21 protein-coding genes, 1 tRNA gene and 3 pseudogenes are annotated in these 24,331 nt (G+C 68.5%); 9 read left to right on the top strand and 16 right to left on the bottom strand.

Translation table 11 applies throughout. The annotated features are described in order from the left end of the window. Positions 1-13 precede the first annotated feature (13 nt). A complete protein-coding gene (gene flgL, locus ACFJI0_RS12770; RefSeq protein WP_382325328.1) occupies positions 14-2,017 on the top strand; it encodes a flagellar hook-associated protein FlgL in 2,004 nt (667 codons plus the stop codon). Between the two features lie 14 nt (positions 2,018-2,031). Here flgL and ACFJI0_RS12765 read toward each other — a convergent pair whose 3' ends face one another. Then, positions 2,032-2,442 carry a hypothetical protein gene (locus tag ACFJI0_RS12765; protein ID WP_382325326.1) on the bottom strand — a complete coding sequence of 137 codons (411 nt, stop codon included), beginning with the start codon at positions 2,440-2,442 and terminating at the stop codon, positions 2,032-2,034. A gap of 201 nt (positions 2,443-2,643) precedes the next feature. Between ACFJI0_RS12765 and ACFJI0_RS12760 the strand changes: the two genes are divergently transcribed. Further along, on the top strand, positions 2,644-3,528 hold the full coding sequence (locus ACFJI0_RS12760; RefSeq protein WP_382325324.1) for a flagellin: 885 nt from the start codon (positions 2,644-2,646) through the stop codon (positions 3,526-3,528). 122 nt (positions 3,529-3,650) lie between these two features. Next, on the top strand, positions 3,651-4,613 hold the full coding sequence (locus ACFJI0_RS12755) for a hypothetical protein (RefSeq protein ID WP_382325322.1): 963 nt from the start codon (positions 3,651-3,653) through the stop codon (positions 4,611-4,613). A gap of 7 nt (positions 4,614-4,620) precedes the next feature. On the opposite strand, the pseudogene ACFJI0_RS12750 reads toward ACFJI0_RS12755, so the two are convergent. From ACFJI0_RS12750 to ACFJI0_RS12705, 10 genes and pseudogenes are all read right to left on the bottom strand, one after another. Next, positions 4,621-6,710 (bottom strand): annotated as a pseudogene (locus tag ACFJI0_RS12750) (flagellar biosynthesis protein FlhA). 13 nt (positions 6,711-6,723) lie between these two features. Continuing rightward, positions 6,724-7,740, bottom strand: coding sequence for a flagellar biosynthesis protein FlhB (locus ACFJI0_RS12745; RefSeq protein ID WP_382325320.1), 1,017 nt, complete (start codon positions 7,738-7,740; stop codon positions 6,724-6,726). 61 nt (positions 7,741-7,801) lie between these two features. Next, positions 7,802-7,849: pseudogene (locus ACFJI0_RS12740) on the bottom strand (hypothetical protein); the annotation flags it as partial. Positions 7,850-7,852: 3 nt separating this feature from the next. Then, entirely contained in the window at positions 7,853-8,626 is a 774-nt protein-coding gene (fliR, locus tag ACFJI0_RS12735; RefSeq protein WP_382163950.1) for a flagellar biosynthetic protein FliR, read from the bottom strand. A 10-nt stretch (positions 8,627-8,636) separates the two neighbouring features. Further along, entirely contained in the window at positions 8,637-8,906 is a 270-nt protein-coding gene (fliQ, locus tag ACFJI0_RS12730) for a flagellar biosynthesis protein FliQ (RefSeq protein ID WP_382325318.1), read from the bottom strand. A 12-nt stretch (positions 8,907-8,918) separates the two neighbouring features. Further along, positions 8,919-9,701: a flagellar type III secretion system pore protein FliP gene (gene fliP / locus ACFJI0_RS12725; protein ID WP_382325316.1), complete on the bottom strand. Its 783-nt coding sequence runs from the start codon at positions 9,699-9,701 to the stop codon at positions 8,919-8,921. Then, positions 9,698-10,084, bottom strand: coding sequence for a FliM/FliN family flagellar motor switch protein (locus tag ACFJI0_RS12720; protein WP_382325314.1), 387 nt, complete (start codon positions 10,082-10,084; stop codon positions 9,698-9,700). The genes fliP and ACFJI0_RS12720 overlap by 4 nt, the downstream gene beginning before the upstream one ends. Positions 10,085-10,090: 6 nt before the next feature. Beyond that, positions 10,091-10,975, bottom strand: coding sequence for a FliM/FliN family flagellar motor C-terminal domain-containing protein (locus ACFJI0_RS12715; protein ID WP_382325312.1), 885 nt, complete (start codon positions 10,973-10,975; stop codon positions 10,091-10,093). 5 nt (positions 10,976-10,980) lie between these two features. Next, positions 10,981-11,304, bottom strand: coding sequence for a flagellar hook-basal body complex protein FliE (locus ACFJI0_RS12710; RefSeq protein WP_291112553.1), 324 nt, complete (start codon positions 11,302-11,304; stop codon positions 10,981-10,983). Between the two features lie 66 nt (positions 11,305-11,370). Next, positions 11,371-11,610, bottom strand: a complete 240-nt coding sequence (locus tag ACFJI0_RS12705) for a hypothetical protein (RefSeq protein WP_382157231.1) — start codon at positions 11,608-11,610, stop codon at positions 11,371-11,373. On the opposite strand from ACFJI0_RS12705, the gene ACFJI0_RS12700 reads away from it, so the two are divergent. From ACFJI0_RS12700 to ACFJI0_RS12685, 4 genes are all read left to right on the top strand, one after another. Continuing rightward, entirely contained in the window at positions 11,600-13,156 is a 1,557-nt protein-coding gene (locus tag ACFJI0_RS12700) for a methyl-accepting chemotaxis protein (RefSeq protein WP_382325309.1), read from the top strand. The genes ACFJI0_RS12705 and ACFJI0_RS12700 overlap by 11 nt on opposite strands. 117 nt (positions 13,157-13,273) lie before the next feature. Next, a tRNA-Leu gene (locus ACFJI0_RS12695) sits at positions 13,274-13,358 on the top strand. A gap of 42 nt (positions 13,359-13,400) precedes the next feature. Beyond that, positions 13,401-14,021, top strand: a complete 621-nt coding sequence (locus tag ACFJI0_RS12690; protein ID WP_382157245.1) for a DUF6806 family protein — start codon at positions 13,401-13,403, stop codon at positions 14,019-14,021. Positions 14,022-14,088: 67 nt separating this feature from the next. Next, positions 14,089-15,387 (top strand): MFS transporter, encoded by a 1,299-nt coding sequence (locus ACFJI0_RS12685; RefSeq protein ID WP_382325307.1) that lies wholly within the window; start codon positions 14,089-14,091, stop codon positions 15,385-15,387. Here ACFJI0_RS12685 and murI read toward each other — a convergent pair. Together murI and ACFJI0_RS12675 are read right to left on the bottom strand one after the other, a co-directional pair. Further along, positions 15,384-16,184, bottom strand: a complete 801-nt coding sequence (gene murI, locus ACFJI0_RS12680) for a glutamate racemase (protein ID WP_382325305.1) — start codon at positions 16,182-16,184, stop codon at positions 15,384-15,386. The two genes, ACFJI0_RS12685 and murI, sit on opposite strands and share 4 nt — an antisense overlap. Further along, positions 16,181-17,735 (bottom strand): annotated as a pseudogene (locus ACFJI0_RS12675) (fumarate hydratase). Before ACFJI0_RS12675 ends, murI begins: the two are co-directional and overlap by 4 nt. 151 nt (positions 17,736-17,886) lie before the next feature. Between ACFJI0_RS12675 and fumC the strand changes: the two are divergent. Both fumC and gltS read left to right on the top strand, forming a co-directional pair. Then, entirely contained in the window at positions 17,887-19,284 is a 1,398-nt protein-coding gene (gene fumC / locus ACFJI0_RS12670) for a class II fumarate hydratase (RefSeq protein ID WP_382325303.1), read from the top strand. A 16-nt stretch (positions 19,285-19,300) separates the two neighbouring features. After that, positions 19,301-20,530 (top strand): sodium/glutamate symporter, encoded by a 1,230-nt coding sequence (gene gltS, locus ACFJI0_RS12665; RefSeq protein ID WP_382325301.1) that lies wholly within the window; start codon positions 19,301-19,303, stop codon positions 20,528-20,530. Between the two features lie 50 nt (positions 20,531-20,580). Here the strand turns inward: gltS and proX are convergent, their stop codons facing one another. From proX to proV, 3 genes are read right to left on the bottom strand one after another with little or no spacing between them, the layout of a single operon-like run. Next, entirely contained in the window at positions 20,581-21,603 is a 1,023-nt protein-coding gene (gene proX, locus ACFJI0_RS12660) for a glycine betaine/L-proline ABC transporter substrate-binding protein ProX (RefSeq protein WP_382325299.1), read from the bottom strand. A gap of 44 nt (positions 21,604-21,647) precedes the next feature. Continuing rightward, complete coding sequence (gene proW / locus ACFJI0_RS12655) at positions 21,648-22,754, bottom strand: glycine betaine/L-proline ABC transporter permease ProW (RefSeq protein ID WP_382325297.1); 1,107 nt, start codon at positions 22,752-22,754, stop codon at positions 21,648-21,650. Positions 22,755-22,777: 23 nt separating this feature from the next. Then, complete coding sequence (proV, locus tag ACFJI0_RS12650) at positions 22,778-23,977, bottom strand: glycine betaine/L-proline ABC transporter ATP-binding protein ProV (RefSeq protein ID WP_382325295.1); 1,200 nt, start codon at positions 23,975-23,977, stop codon at positions 22,778-22,780. Positions 23,978-24,331 lie beyond the last annotated feature (354 nt).

Raw genomic sequence — 24,331 nt, 5'->3', positions numbered from 1 at the left:
AGGAGAAGAGACCATGCGCATCGCCAGCACCCAGTACCACACCACCATGAACACCTCGCTGCAGATGGCGTCGTTCAAGGTCGAGCAACTCATGCAGCAGATGCGCACGGGCGAGCGCCTGCTGGTGCCCTCGGACGACCCCATCGCCAGCGTGCGGCTGGGCCGGCTGGCGCGCGAGCAGGCCGCGCTGGACCAGTACCGCGACAACATCGGCGCCCTGGGCGGGCGCCTGAGGCACAGCGAGGTGCTGCTCGACAGCATGAGCCGCGACATGCTGCAGATGCGCGACCTGCAGATCTGGGCCGCCGACGGCACCAACACCTCCGAAGACGTGCGCGCCATCGCCACGCAGCTCATCTCGCTGCGCGACAGCATCTTCGCCACCGCCAACACCCGCGACCAGGAAGGCCGCTACCTGTTTTCGGGCACCGCCTCGAACACCGCCTCCATCACGCACGACCCGGCCGCCGCGCCCGGCGCGCGCTACAGCTTCACCGGCAACACCGACCTGCAACAGGTGGTGGTGGGCAACGGCATCACGCAGGCGGCCAATGTGCCGCTGGACGAGATGGCCGCCTTCCTGAACCAGCTCGACCTCACCATCCAGGACTTCCAGACGCCAGGCGTCACCGTCAACGACCCGGCCGTGCGGGCCCGCCTCAAGGCCACCACGGACCTGCTCGACACCACCTTCAACAGCGTGAGCTCGCGCATCGCGCGCATCGGCGGCGCGCTCACCACGCTGGACTCGCAGGACACCTCGCTGGCCGAACGTGAGCCTGTCCAACGACCACGCCGTGCTCGCGCTGGGCAAGCTCGACTACGCCGAGGCCGCCGTGCACCTTGCCGGCTACACCACCGCGCTGCAGGCCACGCAGAAGGCCTACGCCAAGGTGTCGGCGCTTTCGCTGTTCAACGTGCTCTGATCGACCGCTCACCCATGCAGGTCAACACGCTCCCGGCCCTTCGATCCACGGGTGGCAACGAACGCGCCTCCGGCACCGCGCTCGCCATCGGCCGGCCGGCGGCGGGTGCCACGGCCCCGGCCGCAGCGGTGCCCGGAGCGGCCAGCGCCCGTCCCCTGCGCGCCACGACCGGCGAGGCGGCGAAATCAGCGTCCGCCTTCAGCCCCTGGGACGGCGAACGGCATGGGCAGGTGGCCGCGGCCCAGATCGCCAAGGCCTACCTCGGCCAGTTGTCGGCCGGCCTGCACACCCTCAAGTCCGGCTACAGCGAGAACCTGGCCGACCCGGCCACGGCCCACCAGCGCGAGGGCGAACTCGCCTCGGCGCGACAAGGCCTGCAGACACTCTGGCGCCAGCGCGCCGCGGCCACCAGCGCCGCCATCGACCCGCAACTGCAGTACCAGGGCCATGGCGCGGCGCGCCAGGCGTTTCGCATCCGGGGCATCGACGCGGCCGCGCTGTCGCAAGGCGCGCGCGAGGTGCTCAGCATCGGCCTGCCGTCCAACCTGGCCGGCCCGCTGACCGTGACCATCGACCCCGAACAAGGGGTGAACAGCAACCTGCGCCGGCTCGACCACGCCCTGGCCACGGCCGATGTGCGCGTGCACATCGACGACCGGGGCGAACCCGTGTTCAGCGCGCCGGAAGCCACCTGGGACAAGGTGCAGGACCGCATCACCATCAAGGGCGAGGGACACCGCTTCGCCGACGGCGTCCCCCAGCGCGTGCGCACCCACACCGAAGCACCGGCCCTGCCGGCGGCGCTGTACGAACAGGCACCGGTGGAGCCGCACGAAATTCGCGGTGCGCTGCAGCGCGTGATCCACGCGCTGGACCGCGTGGGCTTCACGCAAGCCCAGGTGGCTGGCGCGCTGGCGCTGGCCTCGGCCGAGGCCAGCGCCGCCTCGGCGGAGATCCCGGCCGAGTCGGTGGAGCGCGCGGCCCAGGCCTTCCTGGCGCGCACGCAATCGATGCGCTTCGAGACCTATGCCGATGTGGCGCCGGCTTTGGCGGGCGTGAACCGCGCGCGGGTCATGGCGTTGCTGGGGTGAAGCGGGCGCAGGCGCTAGGCGTTGGCATAGATTTTCAGCAGCTTGGTTTCCTGCGACTCAACGGCAATGTGCAGAAGCAGCGTGTTCTTCAGGTCCACGGTGGGGTGAATGGCGCAGCGCTTGCTGAACCAGAACGTTTCCTTCAGAGACTCTTTCTCATGCCAAGTGGTGACGACCAATCGGTGATCCGGTGTCGCTTCACCGGGGCAGTCGTCGATATACGCCCAGTCGACCGAATCGTCCCAACTGCTGCATTCACGACCCCACGCCATCATGTAGAGGCAGCCTGATCGGACGAGCCATGCGCTCGTGGCGTTCTGCCAATGGCTGTCCACCTCCGCATCCACGATCACAACGGCTTGAAACGGCGCGAGATGCGCGATCTCAGGATGCCTCTCCCCAGGAGGGAGCAGCAGGTAGGTCACTGGGCGTTGTGGAGGGTGGATGTCTGGAGAGGTCATCTCGATGCGTGCTTTGGGCCGATGGGCGACATGCTAGCCGGGCACCTCGCTGTCCTGATTCAGAAAAAAATCAGCCTCCGCATTTAAGGACCCGCTCGAGCAGGTCGCTCTGTGAAGGTGAGGTCGTCGATACCCGGCGCCCCAACCGATCAAGGAGTACCCACCATGTTGAGCCTGCACACCAACTACGCTTCGCTGAGCACCCAGAACGCCCTCGGCGCCACGCAGAAGACCCTGACGACCTCCATGTCCCGCCTGGGCACGGGTTTCCGCATCAACTCCGCCATGGACGATGCCGCCGGCTTGCAGATCGCCACCCGCATGAACGCCCAGTCGCGCGGCATGGCCGTGGCGATGCGCAACACGCAGAACGGCATCTCGATGATGCAGACGGCCGAAGGCGCGTTCAAGGAAATGACGAACATCGTCACCCGCATGAAGGACCTGGCCCCCGAAGCCGCCAACGGTTCGGCCACCCAGGAAGACCGCGACGCCCTGCAGTCCGAATTCGACCAGCTCGGCGAAGAGCTCGGCAACATCATGACGAACAGCTCGTTCGCCGGTGAAGCCCTGTTCAACAAGGCCGGCGACGGTGGCAAGCTCGGCGCCGCCGCCGTGACCTTCCAGATCGGCGCGACGACCGCCGAAACCATGGAAGTGGACGTGACCGATGCCCTGGGCGACCTGGGCACCGACCTCGACGCCGTGGTGGCTTCCTACACCGCGGGCGTGACCGCCGGCACCCCTGGCACCGAAATCGCCACCGCCGCCGCCGCCAACACCGCGATCGACGACCTGGCCGACGTGCTGGACTCCATCGGTGCCGTGCGCGCCCAGCTGGGTGCTTCGTCCAACCGCCTGGAAAGCGTCTACAACAACCTGGGCAACCAGCGCACCCAGACCGACGCCTCCAAGGGCCGCATCATGGACGTGGACTACGCCGCTGAAACGGCCAACATGACCAAGAACCAGATGCTGATGCAAGCCAGCACCTCGATGCTCAAGCAGTCGTCGAGCATGTCCCAGCTGGTCATGTCGCTGATGCAGTAAACCGGCGACTTCGGCCGCCCTCCACGGCGGCTCGAGACGACAAAGCCAGCCGGTGACTCGGCTGGCTTTTTTTCATTTCACGCGCAAGGCGCCTGAACCTGGGTGGGTGGACGGAGGCCTCCATGAACATCGATCGTGTCACCGCCGCGAGCCTCGCGCCGCAGCGCCAGCCCGCCCGGGATGGTGCGCCGCGGCCGGCCGTGGGCGAGCACATCGCCCTGCGCTACGAGGGGCGGGACGAGCATGGCGTGACGCTGCGGCGCGATCGCGGCGCCACGCTGCGCCTGCCTCCGCAAGGCGCCTGGGCCCAGGGTCTTTCGGTGGGCGACATGGTGTGGATGCGGGTTCTGGCGACCGAGCCTTCGCTCGAACTCGAGTTCGTCGCGCCCCGGCCCGGCGTGCCGGGCGCCCCCGCATCACCCGACGAACTGCCCGCGATGCGCCTGGACCAGGCGGCCCTGCGGGCCTACCAGTGGAAGCTGCCGTCGCCCACCGAACTGGCCGCCGCATGGCGCGTCATCCTCACCTCGCGCCACATGGACCTGGGCCTGCAAGGGCTGGCGCTGCTGGAGCGGCCGCCGCTGGCGCTGCCCGGCCCGCACACGGCGCCCGGTGCGCCGCCGTCGGAGCGCGGCGAACCCGGCCACTGGAGTTTTCACCTGTACGCCTGGGGCGGCCTGAGCGTGGCGCTGCGCGTGGCCGCCGCGCCGCTGTGGGAGCGCCGCAAGCCCCGGCCGCGCGAGGAGGGGCCCGCCGGCCTGGAGGTGGCCCTGACCCTGCCGCAGGCTGGCCCGATCACGGTTCAGCTGTTGTGGCTGGGCGGTGGCCTGGCCATGGCCCTGATTCCGCGACAAGCGCAGGTGCTGCCCTTGCTGCGCGAGCTGATGCCGGAGCTGGCCGCGGCCCTGGGCCGCCTGGGCGCGCCGCTGGTCAAGGTGCAACTGGGCACGCCGCTCGCGCCCTTGCCACCGGGTGGCTTGAGTTACCGGCCCGACCCCGCATCGTCGCTGTTGCTGCACGCACTGGCCGAGGTGGTGAGTGGTGTGGCGCGGCACTGGCCGGTGCCGCCGGACGCGCAGGCCTGAGGGCCGCTCAGCCGAGCGAGCCGACGATCGCCACTTCCCGCTGCTCGGGCACCTCGTTGTAGGACAGCACGTGCAGGCCCGGTGCGAACAGCCGCGCGTAGCGCGCCAGCAGGGGGCGCACCTGGGGCATCACCAGCAGCAGCGGCGTGGCCGCCATCTGCTTCATCTGCTCGCGCGCGATGGGCATGTGGGACTGCAGCTGGTTAAGCAGGTTGGGGTCGATCGGGAAGTTGTCCAGCGCGACCTTGCCGGCGCTGCGCGCCTGGTTGAGCGCCCCCAGCAGCAGGTTCTCCAGCTCGCCGCCCATGTTGAAGGCCTTGATCTCGCCGGTCTGGCCGCACAGCGCGCCGACGATCTGGCGGCGCAGCGTGCAGCGCACCTCGGCGGCCAGCAGCAGCGGGTCCTTGGTCTGCTCCGCGTTCTCCAGCAGGGTGGTGCGCAACGGGCACGATGTCCTTGAGCGAGACGTTCTCGGCCAGCAGCGTGCGGAACACCTTGAGCAGCATGCTGTGGGTGAAGGCCTTGTCCAGCGCGGCCGACAGCTTGGGCGCGAGCGAGGCCAGGCGCTCCATCAGCGCGTTGACGTCGTCGTGCTGGAACAGCTCGCCGAGGTTCTCGCGCATCAGCTTGGTCACGTGCGTGGCGATCACCGTGGGCACGTCCACCACCTGGTAGCCCATGCCCAGGGCGTGCGCCTTCTGCGCCGGCTCGATCCAGATCACCGGCATGCGAAAGGAGGGATCGGCGCCGGGGATGCCGTCGATGTCGCCGTACACCTGGGGCCCCGGGATGCGCCATGAGCCGGTCGGCGAACACCTCGGCCTGCGCCAGCACCGTGCCGTGCATGAGCACCGAGTAGAAGTTGGGCTTGAGGCCGAGGTCGTCGCGCGCGCCGATGGGCGGCAGCACCACGCCCATGCCTTCGCTCAGGGTCTGTCGCACGCCCTTGAGGCGCTTGGCGAGCACGGCGCCTTGCCCGGGGTCGATCAGGCCCACCAGCTTGTAGCCCACCGACACGGCCACCGGCTCCACCACCGGCAGGCTCTTCCAGTCGATCTCGGGCTGGCTCTCGGTCAGCAGGGCCACCTGCACCTGGGCGGTGGGGTCCGGCGGGGCCACCACCACGCGCGACCCCATGCGCCACGCCACGTAGCCGAGCACGCCGGCGAAGGCGAAGAAGATGAAGGTGGGCATGCCCGGGATGGCGCCCAGCAGGGCCATCAGACCGGCCGCGCCGTACAGCACGCCGGGCGAGGCCAGCAGCTGGCCGGTGATCTGCTTTTCGATGTCGCCCGACTCGCTGGCGCGGGTGACGATGATGGCGGCCGCGGCGGAGAGCAGCAGCGCCGGGATCTGCGCGACCAGGCCGTCGCCGATGGTCAGCAGCGCGAACAGCTTGAACGACTCGCCCAGCGAGAGGCCGTGCATGAAGCTGCCGATGAGCACGCCGCCGATGAGGTTGATCAGCAGGATCAGGATGCCGGCGATGGCGTCGCCCTTGACGAACTTGGAGGCGCCGTCCATGGCGCCGTAGAAGTCGGCCTCGCCGGCCACTTCCTTGCGGCGCGCCTGCGCGCCTTCCTGGTTGATGAGGCCGGCGTTGAGGTCGGCGTCGATCGCCATCTGCTTGCCGGGCAGGGCGTCCAGCGTGAAGCGCGCCGACACCTCCGAGATGCGCTCGGCGCCCTTGGTGACCACCAGGAAGTTGATGATCATCAGGATCACGAACACCACCAGGCCGACCACGAAGTTGCCGCCGATCACCACGTGGCCGAAGGCCTCGACCACCTTGCCGGCCGCGTCCGTGCCCTGGTGGCCGTTGAGCAGCACCACCCGCGTCGAGGCCACGTTGAGCATCAGGCGCAACAGCGTGGCGCCCAGGATGACGGTGGGGAAGATGGAGAAGTCCAGCGGCCGGCGGCTGTTGACCGCGACCAGGATCACGATCAGCGAGAGCACGATGTTGAACGTGAACAGCACGTCCAGCAGCAGCGGTGGCAACGGCAGGATCACCATCGTCAGCATCGCCAGCAGGAAGAGCGGCGCGGCGTAGCGCATGCGCTGCAGATCGGACCAGAGTGACTTGAGGACGTTCATGGCGGGCTTGGTGTCAGGTCAGGTGGGCGGGGACGTGGAGGTCGGCGGGCAGCGCGGGCTGCGCCTTGCGGCCGCCTTCGCGGTAGGCGCGCAGCTGGAGCACATAGCGCAGCACGAGCGCCACGGCCTGGTACAGCGCGGCCGGGATCTGCTGCTTGACCTGGCTGGTGTTGTAGATGGCGCGCGCCAGCGGCGGCAGTTCCAGCACCTCCACCTTGTGCTCGGTGGCCAGGGCGCGGATGTAGAGCGCGAGCTCGTCCACGCCCTTGGCGATCACATAGGGCGCTTCGGCCTTCTGCGTGTCGTACTTCAGGGCCACCGCGTAGTGCGTGGGGTTGACGATCACCACGTCGGCGGTGGGCACGATCTTGCGCACGCTGCGCTTGGCGATCTGCTGCTGCAGCTGGCGGATGCGCTGGCGCACCTCGGGCCGGCCTTCGCTGGTCTTGTGCTCTTCCTTCAGGTCGCGCTTGCTCATGCGCTGTTCGCGCAGGAAGACGAAGCGCTGCAGCGGCAGGTCGATCAGTGCGAACACCACGAACACGCTGCACAGGGTGAAGATGCCGGTGATCGCCAGGCCCATGGCCTGCGCCAGCGCCTCGTGCAGCGGCAGGCCCTGCAGCCGCAGGAAGGCCGGGCGCGTGGAACTCGCGGTGTGCCAGAGCACGCCACCCAGGCAGGCCGCCTTGGCGGCGGTGGTGGCCCAGTCGATCAGGTGCTTGGGCTTGGTGATGCGGCTGAAGTAGCTCAGCGGGTTCAGCCGTTCCAGCTTGGGCATGAACTGGTCGGTGCTGAGCACCCAGCCGCTGGGGAACAGCGTGAACGCGGCCACGATGATGGGGATGAGCGCCAGGGGCAGCACCATCTTGCCCACCAGCAGGATCGCCGGCTTGAAGGCGTTGGACCACATGTTGTCCAGCGCGGCCTCGCCGTCGAGCATCACGAAGCCCAGGCCGAACAGGTGCTTGAAATCCGCCAGGTACGAGGGCGCCATGATGACGATGAGCTGCAGGCTGCAGACCAGGCCCACGGCGGTGCGCCACGTCCTTGGAGCGGGCGACCTGGCCCTTCTCGCGCGCCTTGCGCAGCTTCTGCGCGCTGGCGTCTTCGGTCTTTTCCCCGGTGTCCTGCTCGGCCATGGCTTACCTCGCCACCATCATCTGTTCGAGCATGCCCAGCACGCGCGAGGTCAGGCGAACGTACTGCTCGGGGATGTAGCGCACCAGGCCGGAGAGCATGAACAGGCCGAACACGATGATCAGCGAGAAACCGAGCGAGAACAGGTTGAAGGCTGGCGCGATGCGGTTGAGCAGGCCGAAGCCGATCTGCACCACCAGCGCCGAGAAGATCACCGGCAGGGCCAGCAGCAGGGCGGCCGAGAAGACCCAGGCCACCTGCAGCGGCAGCATCTCCAGCGCCACCTGCGGGATGCCGCCGCCCACCGGCCAGGACTTGAAGCTCGACCCCATCACGCCATTGAAGACCAGGTGGCCTTCGACGGCGAAGAACACCAGGATGCTCATGACGTAGAGCAGGGTGGACACCACATCGGAGGACACGCCGCTCATGGGGTCGTTCATGACCGCCATGGACAGGCCCATCTGCGACGAGGCCATGAAGCCCAGCAGGGTGAAGACCGCCATGATGAGCTGGAAACACAGGCCGATGATCAGACCGATCACCACCTGCTCGATGGTGGTGACGATGCCGAGCAGGGAGAAGGGGGTGATCGGCGCCGGGGGCTGCGCCACCGGCAGCAGCACCACGGCCAGCGCCAGCGCCAGCAGCACGCGCACGGTGATCGGCACCATGTTCTCGCCCACCACCGGCATGAAGGACAGCATGGCCAGCAGCCGCACGAAAGGCCACCACATCGCCAGCAGCGTGGCCAGCAGTTGACCGAAGACCGGCTCCATGGGGCTCACGTCAGATCGCCAGCTGCGCGGCGCGTTCGAAGATGGCGATGCAGTAGTCCATGAGCTTGCCCGCCAGCCACTGCCCCATGAAGATGATGGCCAGCAGCGTCACGATGAGGCGGGGCAGGAAGCTCAGCGTCTGCTCGTTGATCTGCGTGGCGGCCTGGAACAGGCTCACCACCACGCCCACGACCAGGCTGGGGCCGATGAGCAGCGTGACCAGCACCACCACCAGCTTGAGGCACTCGGCGACCAGTTCGACGGCGATTTCGGGGGTCACGACGAAGTCCCTTCAGATGGCGCGCACGCTGGTCACCAGCGTGTTGACCGTCAGCGTCCAGCCGTCCACCAGCACGAACAGCAGCAGCTTGAGCGGCAGGGAGATCACCAGCGGGGACAGCATCATCATGCCCATGGCCATCAGCACGGACGAGACCACCAGGTCGATGACCAGGAAGGGGATGAACAGCATGCAGCCGATCATGAAAGCCGTCTTGAGCTCGCTGAGCACGAAGGCGGCGAGCTTGACGGTGAAGGGGTGCAGCGCGGGGTCGGTGACGGCCGGCGCACCGGCCAGGGTGGCGATCTGTTCGAGCGCGGGCTTGCTGGTCTGCGCGAGCATGAAGCGCGAGAGCGGCGCCTCGGCGTTCTTCAGCGCCTGGGCCAGGGTGATCCTGCCCTCGTCGTAGGGCTGCAGGGCATCGGTCCAGATGCGCTCGCCCACCGGTCGCATCACCAGCAGGGTGAGGATGAGCGCGATGCCGGTGATGATGCGGTTGGGCAGGCCCTGCTGCAGGCCCAGCGCCTGGCGCAGCAGCGAGAGCACGATGACGAAGCGGGTGAAGCTGGTCATCATGAGCATCATGGCCGGGAGCAGACCCAGCAGCGTCATGATGATCAGGATCTGCGTGCGAACCGTGTAGTCGGTGGTGCCGCCGCTGGTGTTGCTGCTGAAGATCTGCAGCCCTTGACTCCCCGCCTGCGCCAGCGCATCGGTGGGCGCCAGCCCCGTGAGCGCGGCCAGCGTGACGGCGCCCAGGAGCAGGGCGCCGGGTCGAAGGGCGCGTGGCGTCATGCGGCCAGGCTGTCCAGGTTCAGGTCGGAGATCTCGACCACTTTCAGGCCGTAGTTTTCGCCGGAGATCACCACCACGGCCTTGCCGATGGACACGCCATTGACCTTGATGGTCAGCGGCTCGCCGGCCAGCGCATCGAGTTCGACCACGCTGTCGGTGCTCAGGTGCGCCAGGTCTTCCAGCGACACCCGGGTCGAGCCCAGCTCCAGCGTGAGCGTGACCGGGATCTTGCGCATGAGGCTGCCCATGCCCAGCCGGGGCGCCGGGGCCTCGAAAGCCACCGGTTCCGCCGCGGGTTTCTCGGCCGGGCCGTCCATGTAGGACAGCAGTTCGTCGATGCCGCCGGCGGCGTCGGCTGGGAGGGGCGCGGTGAGGTTTTCCATGGCGGTTCAGACTTCTTGGAGGGAGGTGAGACAGAGCTTGCCGCCGTGCTCGACCACGCTGGCCTTGAGCACCGGGCTGTCCTGGATGCGCACGGCGGCCAGGCCGAGGTCGACCGGCAGCACGCTGCCAGGCCGCAGCGCCATCACGTCGCCCAGCGACAGCGGCTTCTCCAGCAGCCGCACGTCGAGCAGCATGGGTAGCTGCCGGCGCAGGGTGGTCGGGTCGATGGGTTTTTTCACGGGCTTGCGCCGGGGTGGCGCCAGGGCGCGCAGCAGGGCGTCCAGGGCGCTGTCTTCCAGCACCCAGTTCAGCCGGCCCATGGGGCGGCCCTGCGCGTCGAGCAGGTCGCAGCCCAGGAACAGGGCCTGGGCATCGGTGGGGCCGCCGAAGCCATGGCGCTCGGTGTCGAGCACGGCCGGTGCGGTGTCCGTGGCGGCGCGCTCCTGCAAGCCGCTGAGCAGGCGCGCCGAGAGGCACTGCACGAGGCGCTTGCCCACCTGCGCGGCGAGCCGCTGTTCGGTGGCGGTCTCCGAGCGCTGCAGCGTTTCCTGATCCAGCTGGCTCCAGTTGCTCATGCCCAGGCGGCGGGCCAGCAGCGCGAGCGCGGCCTGGCGATCGATGGAGAAACCCAGGCGGCCGGCGGCCGTGTCGAACAGGAACCAGCGCAGGGGCCTGTGCGGATGGACCCGGCGCGAATGCTCGATGCGCCCCAGCTGGAAGCCCGGTGCGGTGCGGGTGGCGAAGAGGCTTTCCACGGCGGCCGCCATGTCGGCGTGGAGGACCTGGCAAAAACGGTCCAGCACGTGAACGGGGCGGCCCAGCTCGCAGGTGTCGATCACCGTCATGAGCGCCCCGCGGGCGGGCCCGATGATCTTCGTGGTCGCGGGCATGCGGCTCAGATCGGCAGCTTGATGAGGTCGTCCAGGCCCGAAACGACCTTGTTGCGCACCTGCATCATCATTTGAAAGTTGAGCGAGGCTTCCTGGCTCTTGAGCATGGCGCCCACCAGGTTGTCGCTCTGGCCCGTCTCGACCGCGCTCACCATGGCCTGGGCCTCGTGGCCCTTGTCGTCCACCGAGCGGATCAGGCCGCCGATGTGGTCGGTGAACGAGCGGGCGCCCTGGCCCCCGCCGAGCGGCAACGCCTCGGCGATGTGCGACTCGCTGGCCTTGATCTGCGCAAGGCTGCTCTGGATGTTCAAAAGCATGGAGCTGTTCATGGGCGCGGTGGCATAAGGGCTTGGGGTGAAGAAAGTATCGAGGGGCGAGGGCGCGGCCGACCCAGGTCAACAGGCTGAAAACCCGGCGTTGAAGCCTCCTGCGGCGCCAGCGACGGCGCGTTTTCCGCGGGGAATGAGGCGAAAGGTATGCACCGCGACCGCACGGCGGATGAAGGCGCTTTCTTTCCTCAAGACGCCCGAAGCGGCGCCGATAGTTGGCGGATCAACTTCTGAATATCGGCGCTGACGGCGCTGCATCCACCGGCCGACTCTGGCCATCAACCCCGAGAAAAACGTGAATTTCATCCAGTCTTTGAAGGTCGGCCCTCGCCTGATCGCCGCCTTTCTCGTCATCTGCACCATCTGCGCCCTGGTGGGCGGCATCGGCATCCTCAACATGTCGAAGATCAACGACGAGGCCACCAAGATGTACACCCTTGAGCTGATGGGCCTCTCCCACATCAAGGAAGCCAACATCAACCTGATCTATGCCGGGCGCGCCCGCTCCAACTTCATGCTGGCCACCACCGAGGAAGAGCGCGCGGCCCACAAGGCGACCCTGGAAAAGAGCCTGACCGCCGCCGACGAGTTGCTGGACAAGGCCGCGCCCCTGTTCTATTCGCCCAAGGCCAAGGACATGTTTGCCGAGGCCGAAGCCTCGCTGGCCGCCTACCGCCAGCACCTGAACACCGCGCTCAGCCTGGCCGCGCAGGACGCCCTGCTGTCCACCCGCAGCGAGGCGTTGACCAAGGCGCTGGACGACGCCCGCATCGAGTCCACCAAGGTGGACAACCTGTTCACCGAACTCTCCCGCATGAAGGAAGGCGCGGCCAGCAAGGCCAACGACCTGACGGACCAGCTTTACGCAACGAGCCTGACGATGATGCTGGCCCTTATCGCCGCCGCCGTGGGCATCGGCATGGTGCTGGGCCTGGTGATCAGCCGCTCCATCACGCGGCCGCTGAACGAGGCCGTCCGCGTGGCCGAGACCGTGGCCGCCGGCGACCTGACCTCGCGCATCGAAGTCACCAGCACCGACGAAACCGGGCAACTGCTGAACGCGCTCAAGGCCATGAACACCAGCCTGCTCAACATCGTGAGCAACGTGCGCTCCAGCTCCGAGTCGATCGCCACCGGCAGCTCGCAGATCGCGATCGGCAACAACGACCTGAGCCAGCGCACCGAAGAACAGGCGAGCAACCTCGAACAGACCGCAGCCTCGATGGAAGAACTCACCTCCACGGTGCGCCAGAACTCGGAGACCGCGCGCCAGGCCAACCAGCTGGCCACGACCGCCAGCGAGGCGGCCGTGCAGGGCGGCGACGTGGTGGGGCAGGTGGTGGGCACCATGCAGGACATCACCGAGAGTTCCAGGAAGATCGCCGACATCATCGGCGTGATCGACGGCATCGCGTTCCAGACCAACATCCTGGCGCTGAACGCCGCGGTGGAAGCGGCGCGCGCCGGTGAGCAGGGCCGGGGTTTCGCGGTGGTGGCTGGCGAGGTGCGCAACCTGGCGCAGCGCAGCGCGGGCGCGGCCAAGGAAATCAAGCTCCTGATCAACGAGAGCGTGGAGAAGGTGGAAGCCGGCTCGCGGCTGGCCGACGACGCGGGCCGCAACATGGAGAACATCGTCTCGCAGGTCAAGCGCGTGACGGACATGATCACCGAGATCAGCGCGGCCGGCGTGGAGCAGTCGCAGGGCATCAGCCAGGTCAGCGACGCGGTGAACCAGCTCGATCAGGTCACGCAGCAGAACGCCGCCCTGGTGGAAGAAAGCGCCGCCGCGGCCGACAGCCTCAAGAGCCAGGCCAGCCGGCTGGCGGAGATCGTCGCGGTGTTCAAGGTCTGAGACCCGCTAAGTGGTTGATGGATAACGACTTTTAAGAAATCCTCGCGGGAGCGCCGGCCCCGCCAACCCCGCGTTGGCGGGGCCGGCGTTTTTCAACCTGCCACAATTGGCGATTGGGCCTCGATGGTGAAATTGGTAAACACAGGGGACTTAAAATCCCCCGTCGCGAGACTTAGCGGTTCGAGTCCGCTTCGAGGCACCACCTCTAGGTTTTTTGCGGTTTCGCCGCTACAGTGAGTTTTCCATGACCCGATACAACGCGCCCTTCGAGATCCACGTGCACGGCGACGTGCCGTTGCGCGAGGATGTGGCCTACGGCCAGATCCAGGATGCGCTCAAACCCTTGTGGCAGTACGCGGGCGCCCGCTCGCTGGCGGCGGCGGCCGAGAGCAGCTACGAAGACGAGCCGGGCATCCGTTTCGACGCCGAGGCCCACGTGCTGCAGATCTGCTGGACGGTGCCGGGCGACGAGGATTTCCGCCAGGTGATCGAGGAGGCCTGCATGGGCCTGAACGACATCGCGTCGGCCGGGGCACCGCTGGAAGTGTCGTTCTACGACGCCGAGTACGACGAAGAAGAGGGTGCGCCCGACGAGGAAGCGCGCGACGACTTCCTGATGTGCTTCGTGGGCCCCACGCCGGCCGCCATCATGCAGGTGCAACGCGACCTGCTGGTGCAGGACGTGCTGCACGTCATGGAGCGCCACTTCGACCAGGCCGAACTGGGCGACGTCGTGGGCGCGATCGACAAGCTCTTCAACCAGCGCTTCGAGTCGCTGGTGAATTCGATGCAGCTGGGCAAGCCGCCGCGCGGCCATGGCGGCCCCTCGCACGGTGGCCCGCGCAAGCCGCGCCACCTGCACTGACGGACCGGTCACGGCCGCGTAATAGACTTCAGAGCGCGAGCACCTGGCCTCGCCCTCCGGAGTCCCCATGGCCTTTTTCTCCACCGATGCCCTGAACCCCGGCGTGCGCAAGCGCGAGGTGTTCGGCTGGGCGATGTTCGACTTCGCGAACTCCGGCTACACCACGGTGGTGATCACCGCGGTGTTCGCGGCCTATTTCGTGGGGGCGGTGGCCGGTGGCGCCGAATGGGCGACCTTCGCCTGGACGCTGGCGCTCAGCATTTCGCACCTGATCGTGATGTTCACCATCCCCGCCATGGGCGCGTGGGCGGACCGCCACGCGGCCAAGAAGCGGCTGCTCATGATGACCACGCTGGGCTGCGTGCTGGCCACGGCCGCGCTGGGCCTGGTGGGGCCGGGGGCGGTGGTGCTGGGCATGGTGCTCATCGTCGTGTCCAACGTGTTCTTTGCCTGGGGCGAGTCGCTCATTGCCGCGTTCCTGCCCGAGCTGGCGAAACCCGAGGCCATGGGGCGGGTGAGCGGCTGGGGCTGGAGCCTGGGCTATGTGGGTGGCATGCTGGCGCTGGGGCTGAGCCTGGGCTATGTGCTCTGGGCCCAGGCGCAGGGCCAGAAAGCCGAGCAGTTCGTGCCGGTGACGATGGGGATCACGGCGGCGGTGTTCGCGGTGGCGGCGCTGTTCACGCTGGGTTTGCTGCGCGAGCGCGCCCAGCCCCAGACCGGGCCCGCGGGCGCGGCGGGCTGGCGCGAATCGCTGCGCCAGCTGCACCGCACCTTCCAGCAGGCGCGCCGTTACCGCGATTTCATGTGGCTGCTGGCCTGCGTGGCGGCCTACCAGGGCGGCGTGGCGGTGGCGATCACCCTGGCGGCGATCTACGCGGAGCAGGTGATCGGCTTCGTGCAGCAGGAGACCATGGTGCTGATCTTCGTGCTCAACATCGCGGCCGCGCTCGGGGCTCTGGCCTTCGGCTACTGGCAGGACCGCCTGGGCCACAAGCTGGCGCTGGGCATCACGCTGGTGGGCTGGGTGGCGACCTGCATCATCGCGGCGCTCACCACCACCAAGGGCGGCTTCTGGTACGCCGCGGCCATCGCGGGCGTGTGCATGGGCGCGAGCCAGTCTTCGGGCCGTGCCATGGCCGGCATGCTGGCGCCACCGGCGCAACTGGCCGAGTTCTTCGGCCTGTGGACCTTCGCCACGCGGGTGCGCAGCATCATCGGCCCGCTGAGCTATGGCGCCATCACCTGGATGACCGGGGGCAACCAGCGCCTGGCCATCGGCTTCACGGCGGTGCTGTTCGTGATCGGCCTGGCCTTGCTGGTGCCGGTGAACATGCAGCGCGGGCGCGCTGCCGCGCTGCAGGCCTAGAGGCTTCGCGCTTCCACACCCAGGCCCAACCAGCGCTGGGCGGCCTGGGCCAGGGCCGAGGGGTTGCCGCTGGACAGCAGCAAGGGCGGCACGGTGGGCGCGTCCGGGAGCAGGGGCAGGCCCAGCACATCGCGGGTGCGGCGCGCGACGGGGGCGCCCGTGTCCACCAGCGTCACATCGGGGCCGCACAGGCGGCCCAGCAGCTCGGCCGCGAACGGGTAGTGCGTGCAACCGAGCACCAGGGTGTCGATGGGGTGGTCGCCTTGGGGGCCTTGCAGCAGTTCTTGCACATAGCGCGTGCTCAAGGCCTCGATGGTGGGCAGCTCGTGTCGCTCGATGGCCGCCGCCAGGCCATCGCAGGGCTGACTGATGAACCGCAGGGGACGGGGCGCGGCGGCGACCAGCCGGTCGCGCAGCTGGGCGAAACGCGCGCTCTCGAGCGTGCCGCGCGTGGCCAGCACGCCGATGCCGCCGCTGCGGCTCAGGGCGGCGGCGGGCTTGAGGGCGGGTTCCACGCCCACGATGGGCATGTCGGGGTAGGCCTTGCGCAGGTCGTCGATGGCGTGGGCCGTGGCGGTGTTGCAGGCGACCACCAGGGCGTCGATGCCGTGCTGCTCACGCAGCTGGGCGGTGATGCGGTGCGTGCGCGCCGACACGTCCTGCGCCGTGCGCTCGCCGTAGGGCGCGTGCGCGCTGTCGGCAGCGTAGACGAAGCGCGTGCCCGGCAGCTCGGCGAGCAGGGCGCGCAGCACGCTCAGGCCGCCGACCCCGCTGTCGAACACCCCGACGGTTTTCAAGCGGCGGCGACCTCGATGCCCTTGAACTCGCCGGTGGCGATGCGCTTCTGCCACTCGGCCGGGCCGGTGATGTGCGCGCTGGTGCCGCCCGCGTCCACGGCCACGGTTACGGGCATGTCGACCACGTCGAATTCGTAGATGGCCTCCATGCCCAGGTCGGCGAAACCCAGCACCTTCGCGGTCTTGATGGCCTTGGAGACCAGGTAGGCCGCACCGCCCACGGCCATGAGGTAGGCGCTCTTGTGCTTCTTGATGGCCTCGATGGCGACCGGGCCGCGCTCGGACTTGCCGATCATCGCGATCAGGCCGGTCTCGGCCAGCATCATTTCGGTGAAGCCGTCCATGCGGGTGGCGGTGGTGGGGCCGGCCGGGCCCACGGCCTCGTCGCGCACCGGGTCGACCGGGCCGACGTAATAGATCACGCGGTTGGTGAAGTCCACCGGCAGTTTCTCGCCATTGGCCAGCATGTCCTTGATGCGCTTGTGCGCCGCGTCGCGGCCCGTGAGCATCTTGCCGTTGAGCAGCAGGGTGTCGCCGGGCTTCCAGCTGGCGACTTCTTCCTTGGTCAGCGTGTTGAGGTCGACGCGCTTGCTCTTCTGCGTGTCGGGCACCCAGTTCACGTTGGGCCAGAGGTCCAGGCTCGGCGCGTCCAGGTAGACCGGGCCGCTGCCGTCCATCACGAAGTGCGCGTGGCGCGTGGCCGCGCAGTTGGGGATCATCGCCACGGGCTTGCTGGCCGCGTGCGTGGGGTACATCTTGATCTTGACGTCGAGCACGGTGGTCAGGCCGCCCAGGCCTTGCGCGCCGATGCCCAGGGCGTTGACCTTCTCGTACAGCTCCAGGCGCAGTTCCTCGACCTGGTCGAGCTTCTCTCCCTTCGAGGCCTTGGCCTGCAGCTCGTACATGTCGATGTCGTCCATCAGGCTTTCCTTGGCCATCAGCACCGCCTTCTCGGCCGTGCCGCCGATGCCGATGCCCAGCATGCCCGGCGGGCACCAGCCCGCGCCCATGGTGGGCACGGGTCTTGAGCACCCAGTCGACCACCGAGTCGCCGGGGTTGAGCATGATCATCTTGCTCTTGTTCTCGCTGCCGCCGCCCTTGGCGGCCACGGTCACTTCCACGGTGTCGCCGGGCACCAGCTCGGTGAAGATCACGGCGGGCGTGTTGTCCTTGGTGTTCTTGCGGGCGAACTGCGGGTCGGCCACGACGGAGGCGCGCAGCGTGTTGTCGGGGTGGTTGTAGCCGCGGCGCACGCCTTCGTTGATGGCGTCTTCCAGGCCGCCGGTGAAGCCTTCCCAGCGCACGTTCATGCCGACCTTGAGGAACACGTTGACGATGCCGGTGTCCTGGCAGATCGGGCGCTGGCCGGTGGCGCTCATCTTGCTGTTGGTCAGGATCTGCGCGATCGCGTCCTTGGCCGCCGGGCTCTGCTCGCGCTGGTAGGCGCGGGCCAGGTGGGCGATGTAGTCGGCGGGGTGGTAGTAGCTGATGTACTGCAGCGCGGCCGCGATGGATTCGATGAGGTCGGCCTGGCGGATGGTGGTCGTCATGGTGTCGTGGGCGTAGGGGGCAAATCGCGTCGGCGGCCGGGGCAAGGCGTCAAGTGGCGATCAGATGAGAATTGCTTTTATTTGGAGCTATGCTGGAGGGCCTTGGGGCTTGGCTTCTCCAGCCCTCTATTTTGACAGGTCACGCCACACCATGAACACCCGCCCGGCCACCCGCTCCGAACGCGACACCTTCGGTCCCATCGACGTCCCGGCCGACCGCCTCTGGGGCGCCCAGACGCAGCGCTCGCTGCAGAACTTCGACATCTCGGGCGAGCGCCAGCCGCGCGAGATGATCCGCGCCCTGGCGCAGGTCAAGCGCGCCTCGGCCGTGGTCAACCACGCGCTGGGCCTGCAGGACGAGAAAAAGACCCAGGCCATCGCGAAAGCGGCCGACGAGGTGATCGCCGGCGGCCACGAGGTGGAGTTCCCGCTGGTGGTCTGGCAGACCGGCTCGGGCACGCAGACCAACATGAACGTGAACGAGGTGCTGGCCAACCGCGCCAGCGAGCTGCTGGGCGGCGAGCGCGGCGAAGGGCGCCTGGTGCACCCGAACGACGACGTGAACCGCAGCCAGTCGAGCAACGACGTGTTCCCGACCGCCATGCACGTGGCGGCGGTAGAGGCCCTCACGCACCGCCTGCTGCCGGCGCTGGCGCTGCTGCGCGGCACGCTGGAGAAGAAGGCGCGCGACTTCGACGGCATCGTCAAGATCGGCCGCACCCACCTGCAGGACGCCACGCCGCTCACGCTAGGGCAGGAGTTCTCGGGCTGGGTGGCGCAGCTCGCGCACGGCGAGGCGCATGTGCGCGCGGCCTTGCCGCACCTGTGCGAACTGGCGCTGGGCGGCACGGCGGTGGGCACCGGCCTGAACGCGCCCAAGGGCTATGCTGAGCAGGTGGCGGCCGAACTGGCCCGGCTCACCGGCTTGCCCTTTGTCACCGCGCCCAACAAGTTCGAGGCCATGGCCAGCGTCGATGCCCTGGTGCACGCGCACGGCGCGCTCAAGACGCTCGCGGCCAGCCTCATGAAGATCGCCAACGACGTGCGCTGGCTCGCCAGCGGCCCGCGCAGCGGCATCGGCGAACTCAGCATTCCCGAGAACGAGCCCGGCTCGTCCATCATGCCGGGCAAGGTCAATCCCACGCAGAGCGAGGCCGTCACCATGCTGGCGGCCCAGGTGTTCGGCAACGACGTGGCGATCAACTTCGGCGGCGCCTCGGGCAACTTCGAACTCAACGTGTTCCGCCCGATGGTGGCGCACAACTTCCTGCAGAGCGTGCGCCTGCTGGCCGACGGCATGAAGAGCTTCAACGACCACTGCGCCGTGGGCATCGAGCCCAACCGCGCGCGCATCACCGAGCTGGTGGACCGCTCGCTCATGCTGGTGACGGCGCTGAACACGCACATCGGCTACGACAAGGCCGCGCAGATCGCCAAGAAGGCGCACAAGGAGGGCACCACGCTGCGCGAGGCCGCGCTGGCGCTGGGCCACGTGACGGCCGAGCAGTTCGACCAGTGGGTGGTGCCGGAGAAGATGACGGGGCGTTGACCGCTACCATGGCGCCATGATCCCGTTCCCCTGGCGCACCAGCTTCCTCGTCGATCCTTTCGCCAGCTTCACGCTCGCCATCCTGCTGCTCTTCGTGGGCAAGTGGCTCACGCAGCGCCACGCCTGGCTGCAGCGCTACAACATCCCGGAGGCCGTGGTGGGCGGGGTGGTGTGCGCGCTGGTCGTCTGCACCCTGTACTACACGCTGGATGTGCGGGTGGTGTTCGAGCTCGGCGCGCGGGACATGCTGCTGCTGTACTTTTTCGCCGCCATCGGCCTAGGCACGGATGTGCGCACGCTGCGCCAGGGCGGGCGCTCGCTGGTGGTGCTGCTGGTGCTGGCCATCGGCTTCATGCTGTTGCAGAACGGGGTCGGCATGGCGGCGGCCAGCGCGTTCGGCATGGATGCGCGCGCGGGCCTCATGGCCGGCTCGATCTCGCTCACCGGTGGGGTCGGCACCACGCTGGCCTGGACGCCGCACTTCGTTGACCGCCTGGGCATCGCCAACGCGGGCGAGCTGGGCCTGGCGGCCAACATGGTGGGCATGATCGCGGCCTGCCTGGTGGGCGGGCCGCTGGCGGCGTGGTTGATGCGCCGCCACCGCATCGTGCCCTCGGGCGCGGCCGACGTGGAGGTCGGCACGCGCTACCAGGACGAAGCCCACCTGCGGCTCGACTACCACGGCGTGCTGATGGCCTTGCTCTGGCTCAACCTGGCCCTGATGCTGGGGCAGGGCGTCAACGAGCTGGTCGCGCTCACCGGGCTGCACCTGCCGGCCTTCGTGGGCTGCCTGATGGCGGGCATCGGCCTGCGCAGCGCCGGGCAGTGGCTGGCCCCCGAAGGCGGTCGCCTGTGGAACTGGCCGAGCATGCGGCTGGGGGTGGCGCTGATCTCCGACCTGAGCCTCGGCCTGTTCCTCACCATGGCGCTCATGGGCCTGCGCCTGTGGGAGCTGGAGCCGGTGCTGGGCTTCATGGCCGTGACCATGACGCTGCAGGTGCTGCTCGCGGTGGCGTTCACGGCTTTCGTCGTGTTCCGCTTCATGGGGCGCGACTACGAAGCGGCCGTCATCTGCTCGGGCTTCGGCGGCATCGCGCTGGGCTCGACCGCCACCGCCATCGCCAACATGAGCGCGGTGGTGCGGGCCTACGGCGCGGCGCCCCGGGCCTTCATCGTGGTGCCGCTGGTGTGCGGGTTCTTCATCGACCTCGCCAACGCGCTGGTGATCGGCTTGCTCGCGCGTTGAGCGCATGAAAAAGCCCGGCAGGCCGGGCTTTTTCAGGGGGTGTCGGCGCCTTAGCGTTTCGCGGCCGCCAGGGCTTGCGAGATCCAGCCGTCGAAGGTCTTCTGGTGGGCCTTGATCCAGGCGTCGGTGTGGCGCTCCACGTCCTGCGGCTTGTTCTGGCCTTCGCGCATGCGCAGGTTCTGGGCGTTGATGTCGGCCACCGGCAGCGCCATCACCTCGAACAGCCGCGCGGCCGCCGGGTTCTGCTCGGTGAACTGCCGGTTGGCCACGATGCGCTGCGTGTTGAGCACGAAGCCGTAGTTCTGGCCGTTGGGCAGCTGGGTGTCGAGCTTGCTTTGCTCCCCCGGCAGTGAGGAGAACGGCACCTGCAGCCACACCACTTCCTGGCCGGGGCGCAGCACGCCGCTGACCCAGTAGGGCGTCCAGGTGTAGTACAGCACCGGCTGGCCCTGCTTGAGGCGCGTGATGGTGTCGGCGATCAGCGCGGCGTAGCTGCCCTGCTGGTGCGTCACCGTGTCGCGCAGCTTGTAGGCGTCGAGGTGGTGTTCGATCACCGCCTCGCAGCCCCAGCCGGGGTTGCAGCCGGTCAGGTCGGCCTTGCCGTCGCCGTTGTGGTCGAACAGCTTGGCGATCGCCGGGTCCTTGAGCTGGTCCACGCGCGTGATCTTGTGAGCCTCGGCGGTCTTGCGGTCGATCAGGTAGCCCTGGGCCGCGCCGGGCGAGTAGGCGCCCTGGCGGTAGAGCTTGGCGTCGCCGCCGGCGTTCTTGTAGAAGTCCGCGTGCAGCGGATCCCAGTGGTCGGCCATGAAGGTGGCGTCGCCGTTGGCGATCGCCACGTGGGCGGTCGGGTACTCCACTTCCTTGATCGGCTTCACGTCGTAACCCAGTTTGGCCAGCGCGCGCGACACCAGCAGGGTCTGGAAGGTCTCTTCGGCGATGGAGCTTTGCAGCGGCTGCACGGCAATGCCTTGGCCGGGCAGGTTCTGCGCCTGGGCCGGGCCCGTGAGGGCGAGGGCCATGAGGCCGCCGCCGAGCAGGGTGCGCCACAGAGGGGTGGGCGTGGGGAAGGTCATCGGTTTCCTTTCGATGGTGGGTGGGAGGGCCTGGGCGCGAAGGCTCAGGAGGTGGAAAGGGGGGCGGTGGCGGGCAGGGCGGCCGGGGCCGCCGCCTGGCGGGCGGGCGCGGGGCGCAGCAGCCGCACGACCAGGCCCGCGGGGCCTTGCTGCCACCAGTGGCGCGCGCCCCGGCCGGGCCGGCCCAGGGCCTGGGTGATGCGGTCCAGCGCGATCGCCAGCAGCACGATGCCCAGGCCGCCGACGGCGGCGATGCCCATGTCCAGGCGGCCAATGCCGCGCAGCACCATCTGCCCCAGGCCACCGACGGCGATCATCGAAGCGATGACCACCATGGACAGCGAGAGCATCAGCGCCTGGTTGATGCCCGCCATGATGGAGGGCAGCGCCAGCGGCAACTGCACCTTGGCCAGCATCTGCCAGCGCGAGGCGCCGTAGGCGCGCGCCGCTTCGATCAGGTCGGGCCGCACCTGGCGGATGCCCAGGTCGGTCAGGCGCACCAGCGGGGGCAGGGCGAAGACGATGGTGACGATGACGCCGGGCACGTTGCCGATGCCGAACAGCATCACCACCGGCACGAGGTAGACGAAGGCCGGCGTGGTCTGCATCGCGTCGAGCACTGGGCGAAGCAGGCGCTGCGTGCGGTCGCTGCTCGCCAGCAGGATGCCCAGCGGCAGGCCGATGGCGATGCAGAACACCAGCGAGGTCAGCACCAGCGAGAGCGTGACCATGGCCTCGGGCCAGATGCCCAGCATGCCCACCAGCAGCAGCGAAACCACGGTGCCGATGGCGATGGCGCGGCCGGCGAACTGCCAGGCCAGCAGGCCCATCAGCGTGACCATGGCCAGCATCGGGACGCTCAACAGCAGCTGTTCCACGCTGGTGAGCGTGGTGTCGATGGGCGCGCGCACGGTCTGGAAGAACGGGCGGAAGTGGTCCACCGTCCAGCTCAGAGCGTCGTTGATCCAGTTCTCGACGGGCAGCGAGCCGTCCCACAGCTGGCTGAGGCGAAAGCCTTCGTCGGCCATCGGGGTGGTGGTGTCGCTGAGCGCGGTGGTGTCGAGCCAGTTGTCGCTGGCGGCCGCGGTGGACGCGCCCCACGCGTCGGTGGTGGCGGGGCTTGCGGTGATCTCGATGTCGGTGTCGTTCATGTTCTCTCCAGTGGGGGGCGGCCTCAGGCCGCCGCGCGGTCCAGGAACTTCAGCAGCGTGTTCTTGCTGATGGCGCCGCGGTAGCGGCCGTGGGCGTCCACGACGGGCAGCGGGTAGGGCGCGTTCGCGGCCTGGCCGAAAAGCTCAGCCACCGGGTGGGCGGCGTTGACCACTTGCACGTCGGGCAGGTAGGCGCGCGAGAGGCCCAGCGGGCCGTCGTGGTCCTGCAGCGCGTGGCGCAGGGAGTCCGCCGACACCAGGCCGAGGTAGCGCTGGTCGGGGCTGACGACGTAGGCCCAGTCGCGGTCCTTGTCTTCGAGCAGCTTGAGCGCGGCGCGCGCGCCCTTGTTCGGGTGCTCGGCCACCACGACCTGCGTCTGCCGGGCGATGTCGCCGGCCTTGAACACCGCCGCCGCGTCGACGCCGCGCACGAAGTTGCGCACGTAGTCGTCGGCCGGCTGGCGCAGGATGTCTTCCGGCGTGCCGACCTGCACCACCTGGCCGTCCTTCATGATGGCGATGCGGTCGCCGATGCGCATGGCCTCGTCGAGGTCGTGCGAGATGAAGACGATGGTGCGGCGGCGCACCTGCTGCAGGCGCAGCAGCTCGCTCTGCATCTCGGTGCGAATGATCGGGTCCAGCGCCGAGAAGGCCTCGTCCATCAGCAGGATGGACGGGTCCGAAGCCAGCGCGCGCGCCAGGCCCACGCGCTGCTGCATGCCGCCGGAGAGTTCATCGGGGTAGCTGTCGCCCCAGCCAGCCAGGCCCACCTGTTCGAGGGCCTGGTCGGCCAGCGCCAGGCGCTGCGCGGGCTTGACGCCCGCGAGTTCCAGGCCGAAGGCGGTGTTGTCGCGCACGGTCATGTGCGGCATCAGCGCGAACGACTGGAACACCATGCTGATGTCCTTGCGCCGCAGGGCGCGCAGGCCGGCGTCCGAGAGGTCGTTGATGTTCTGGCCGTTGACCAGGATGCGGCCGGCCGTGGGTTCGATCAGCCGGTTGAGCAGGCGCACCAGCGTCGATTTGCCCGAGCCCGACAGGCCCATGATGACGAAGATCTCGCCGGCCTCGATCTCGAAATGGGCGTCGAAGACCCCGATGGATTGCCCGGTTTCGGCGAGGATCTCCTGCTTGCTGCGGCCTTCGCGGACGAGATCGAGGGCGGCCTCGGGCTGGTCGCCGAACACCTTGAAGACGTGTTCGATGGAAATGGGTTGGGCCATGGGTGGTGCTGCCTCCTGTGCAAGTTGGACAAGGCACCGCGAACGGTCTTGAAGCAGGGGGCACGCGCGTGCCCGACCGGGTCATTCAAGACCGCAGACAGACACTGACAGCGACGAATCGGCAAACCCAGCGCCTGCCATCACGCAAGCCCGGTCAGCGGGCCCTGTCTGGGGGGCTGGCACGGTGCGGGAGTGACGCGGCGTCGAGGCCGGAAGACCGGCCATTGAAATCTCTGTGCCGCGACGGGATGCAGGGCGATCCGCGAGTAGCACATGAGCGCCACCCGGCCAGGGGCCGGATGGCTGAGGCGTCAATTATAACTTTTGTGCATGGATGGCCCATGCCGGGGCGCA

Source organism: Hydrogenophaga sp. UC242_53 (genome assembly GCF_042696965.1).
Lineage (GTDB): Bacteria > Pseudomonadota > Gammaproteobacteria > Burkholderiales > Burkholderiaceae_C > Hydrogenophaga.
Note: the sequence above shows the minus strand (reverse complement) of the source record. Positions and strands in the feature narration are given on the sequence as shown.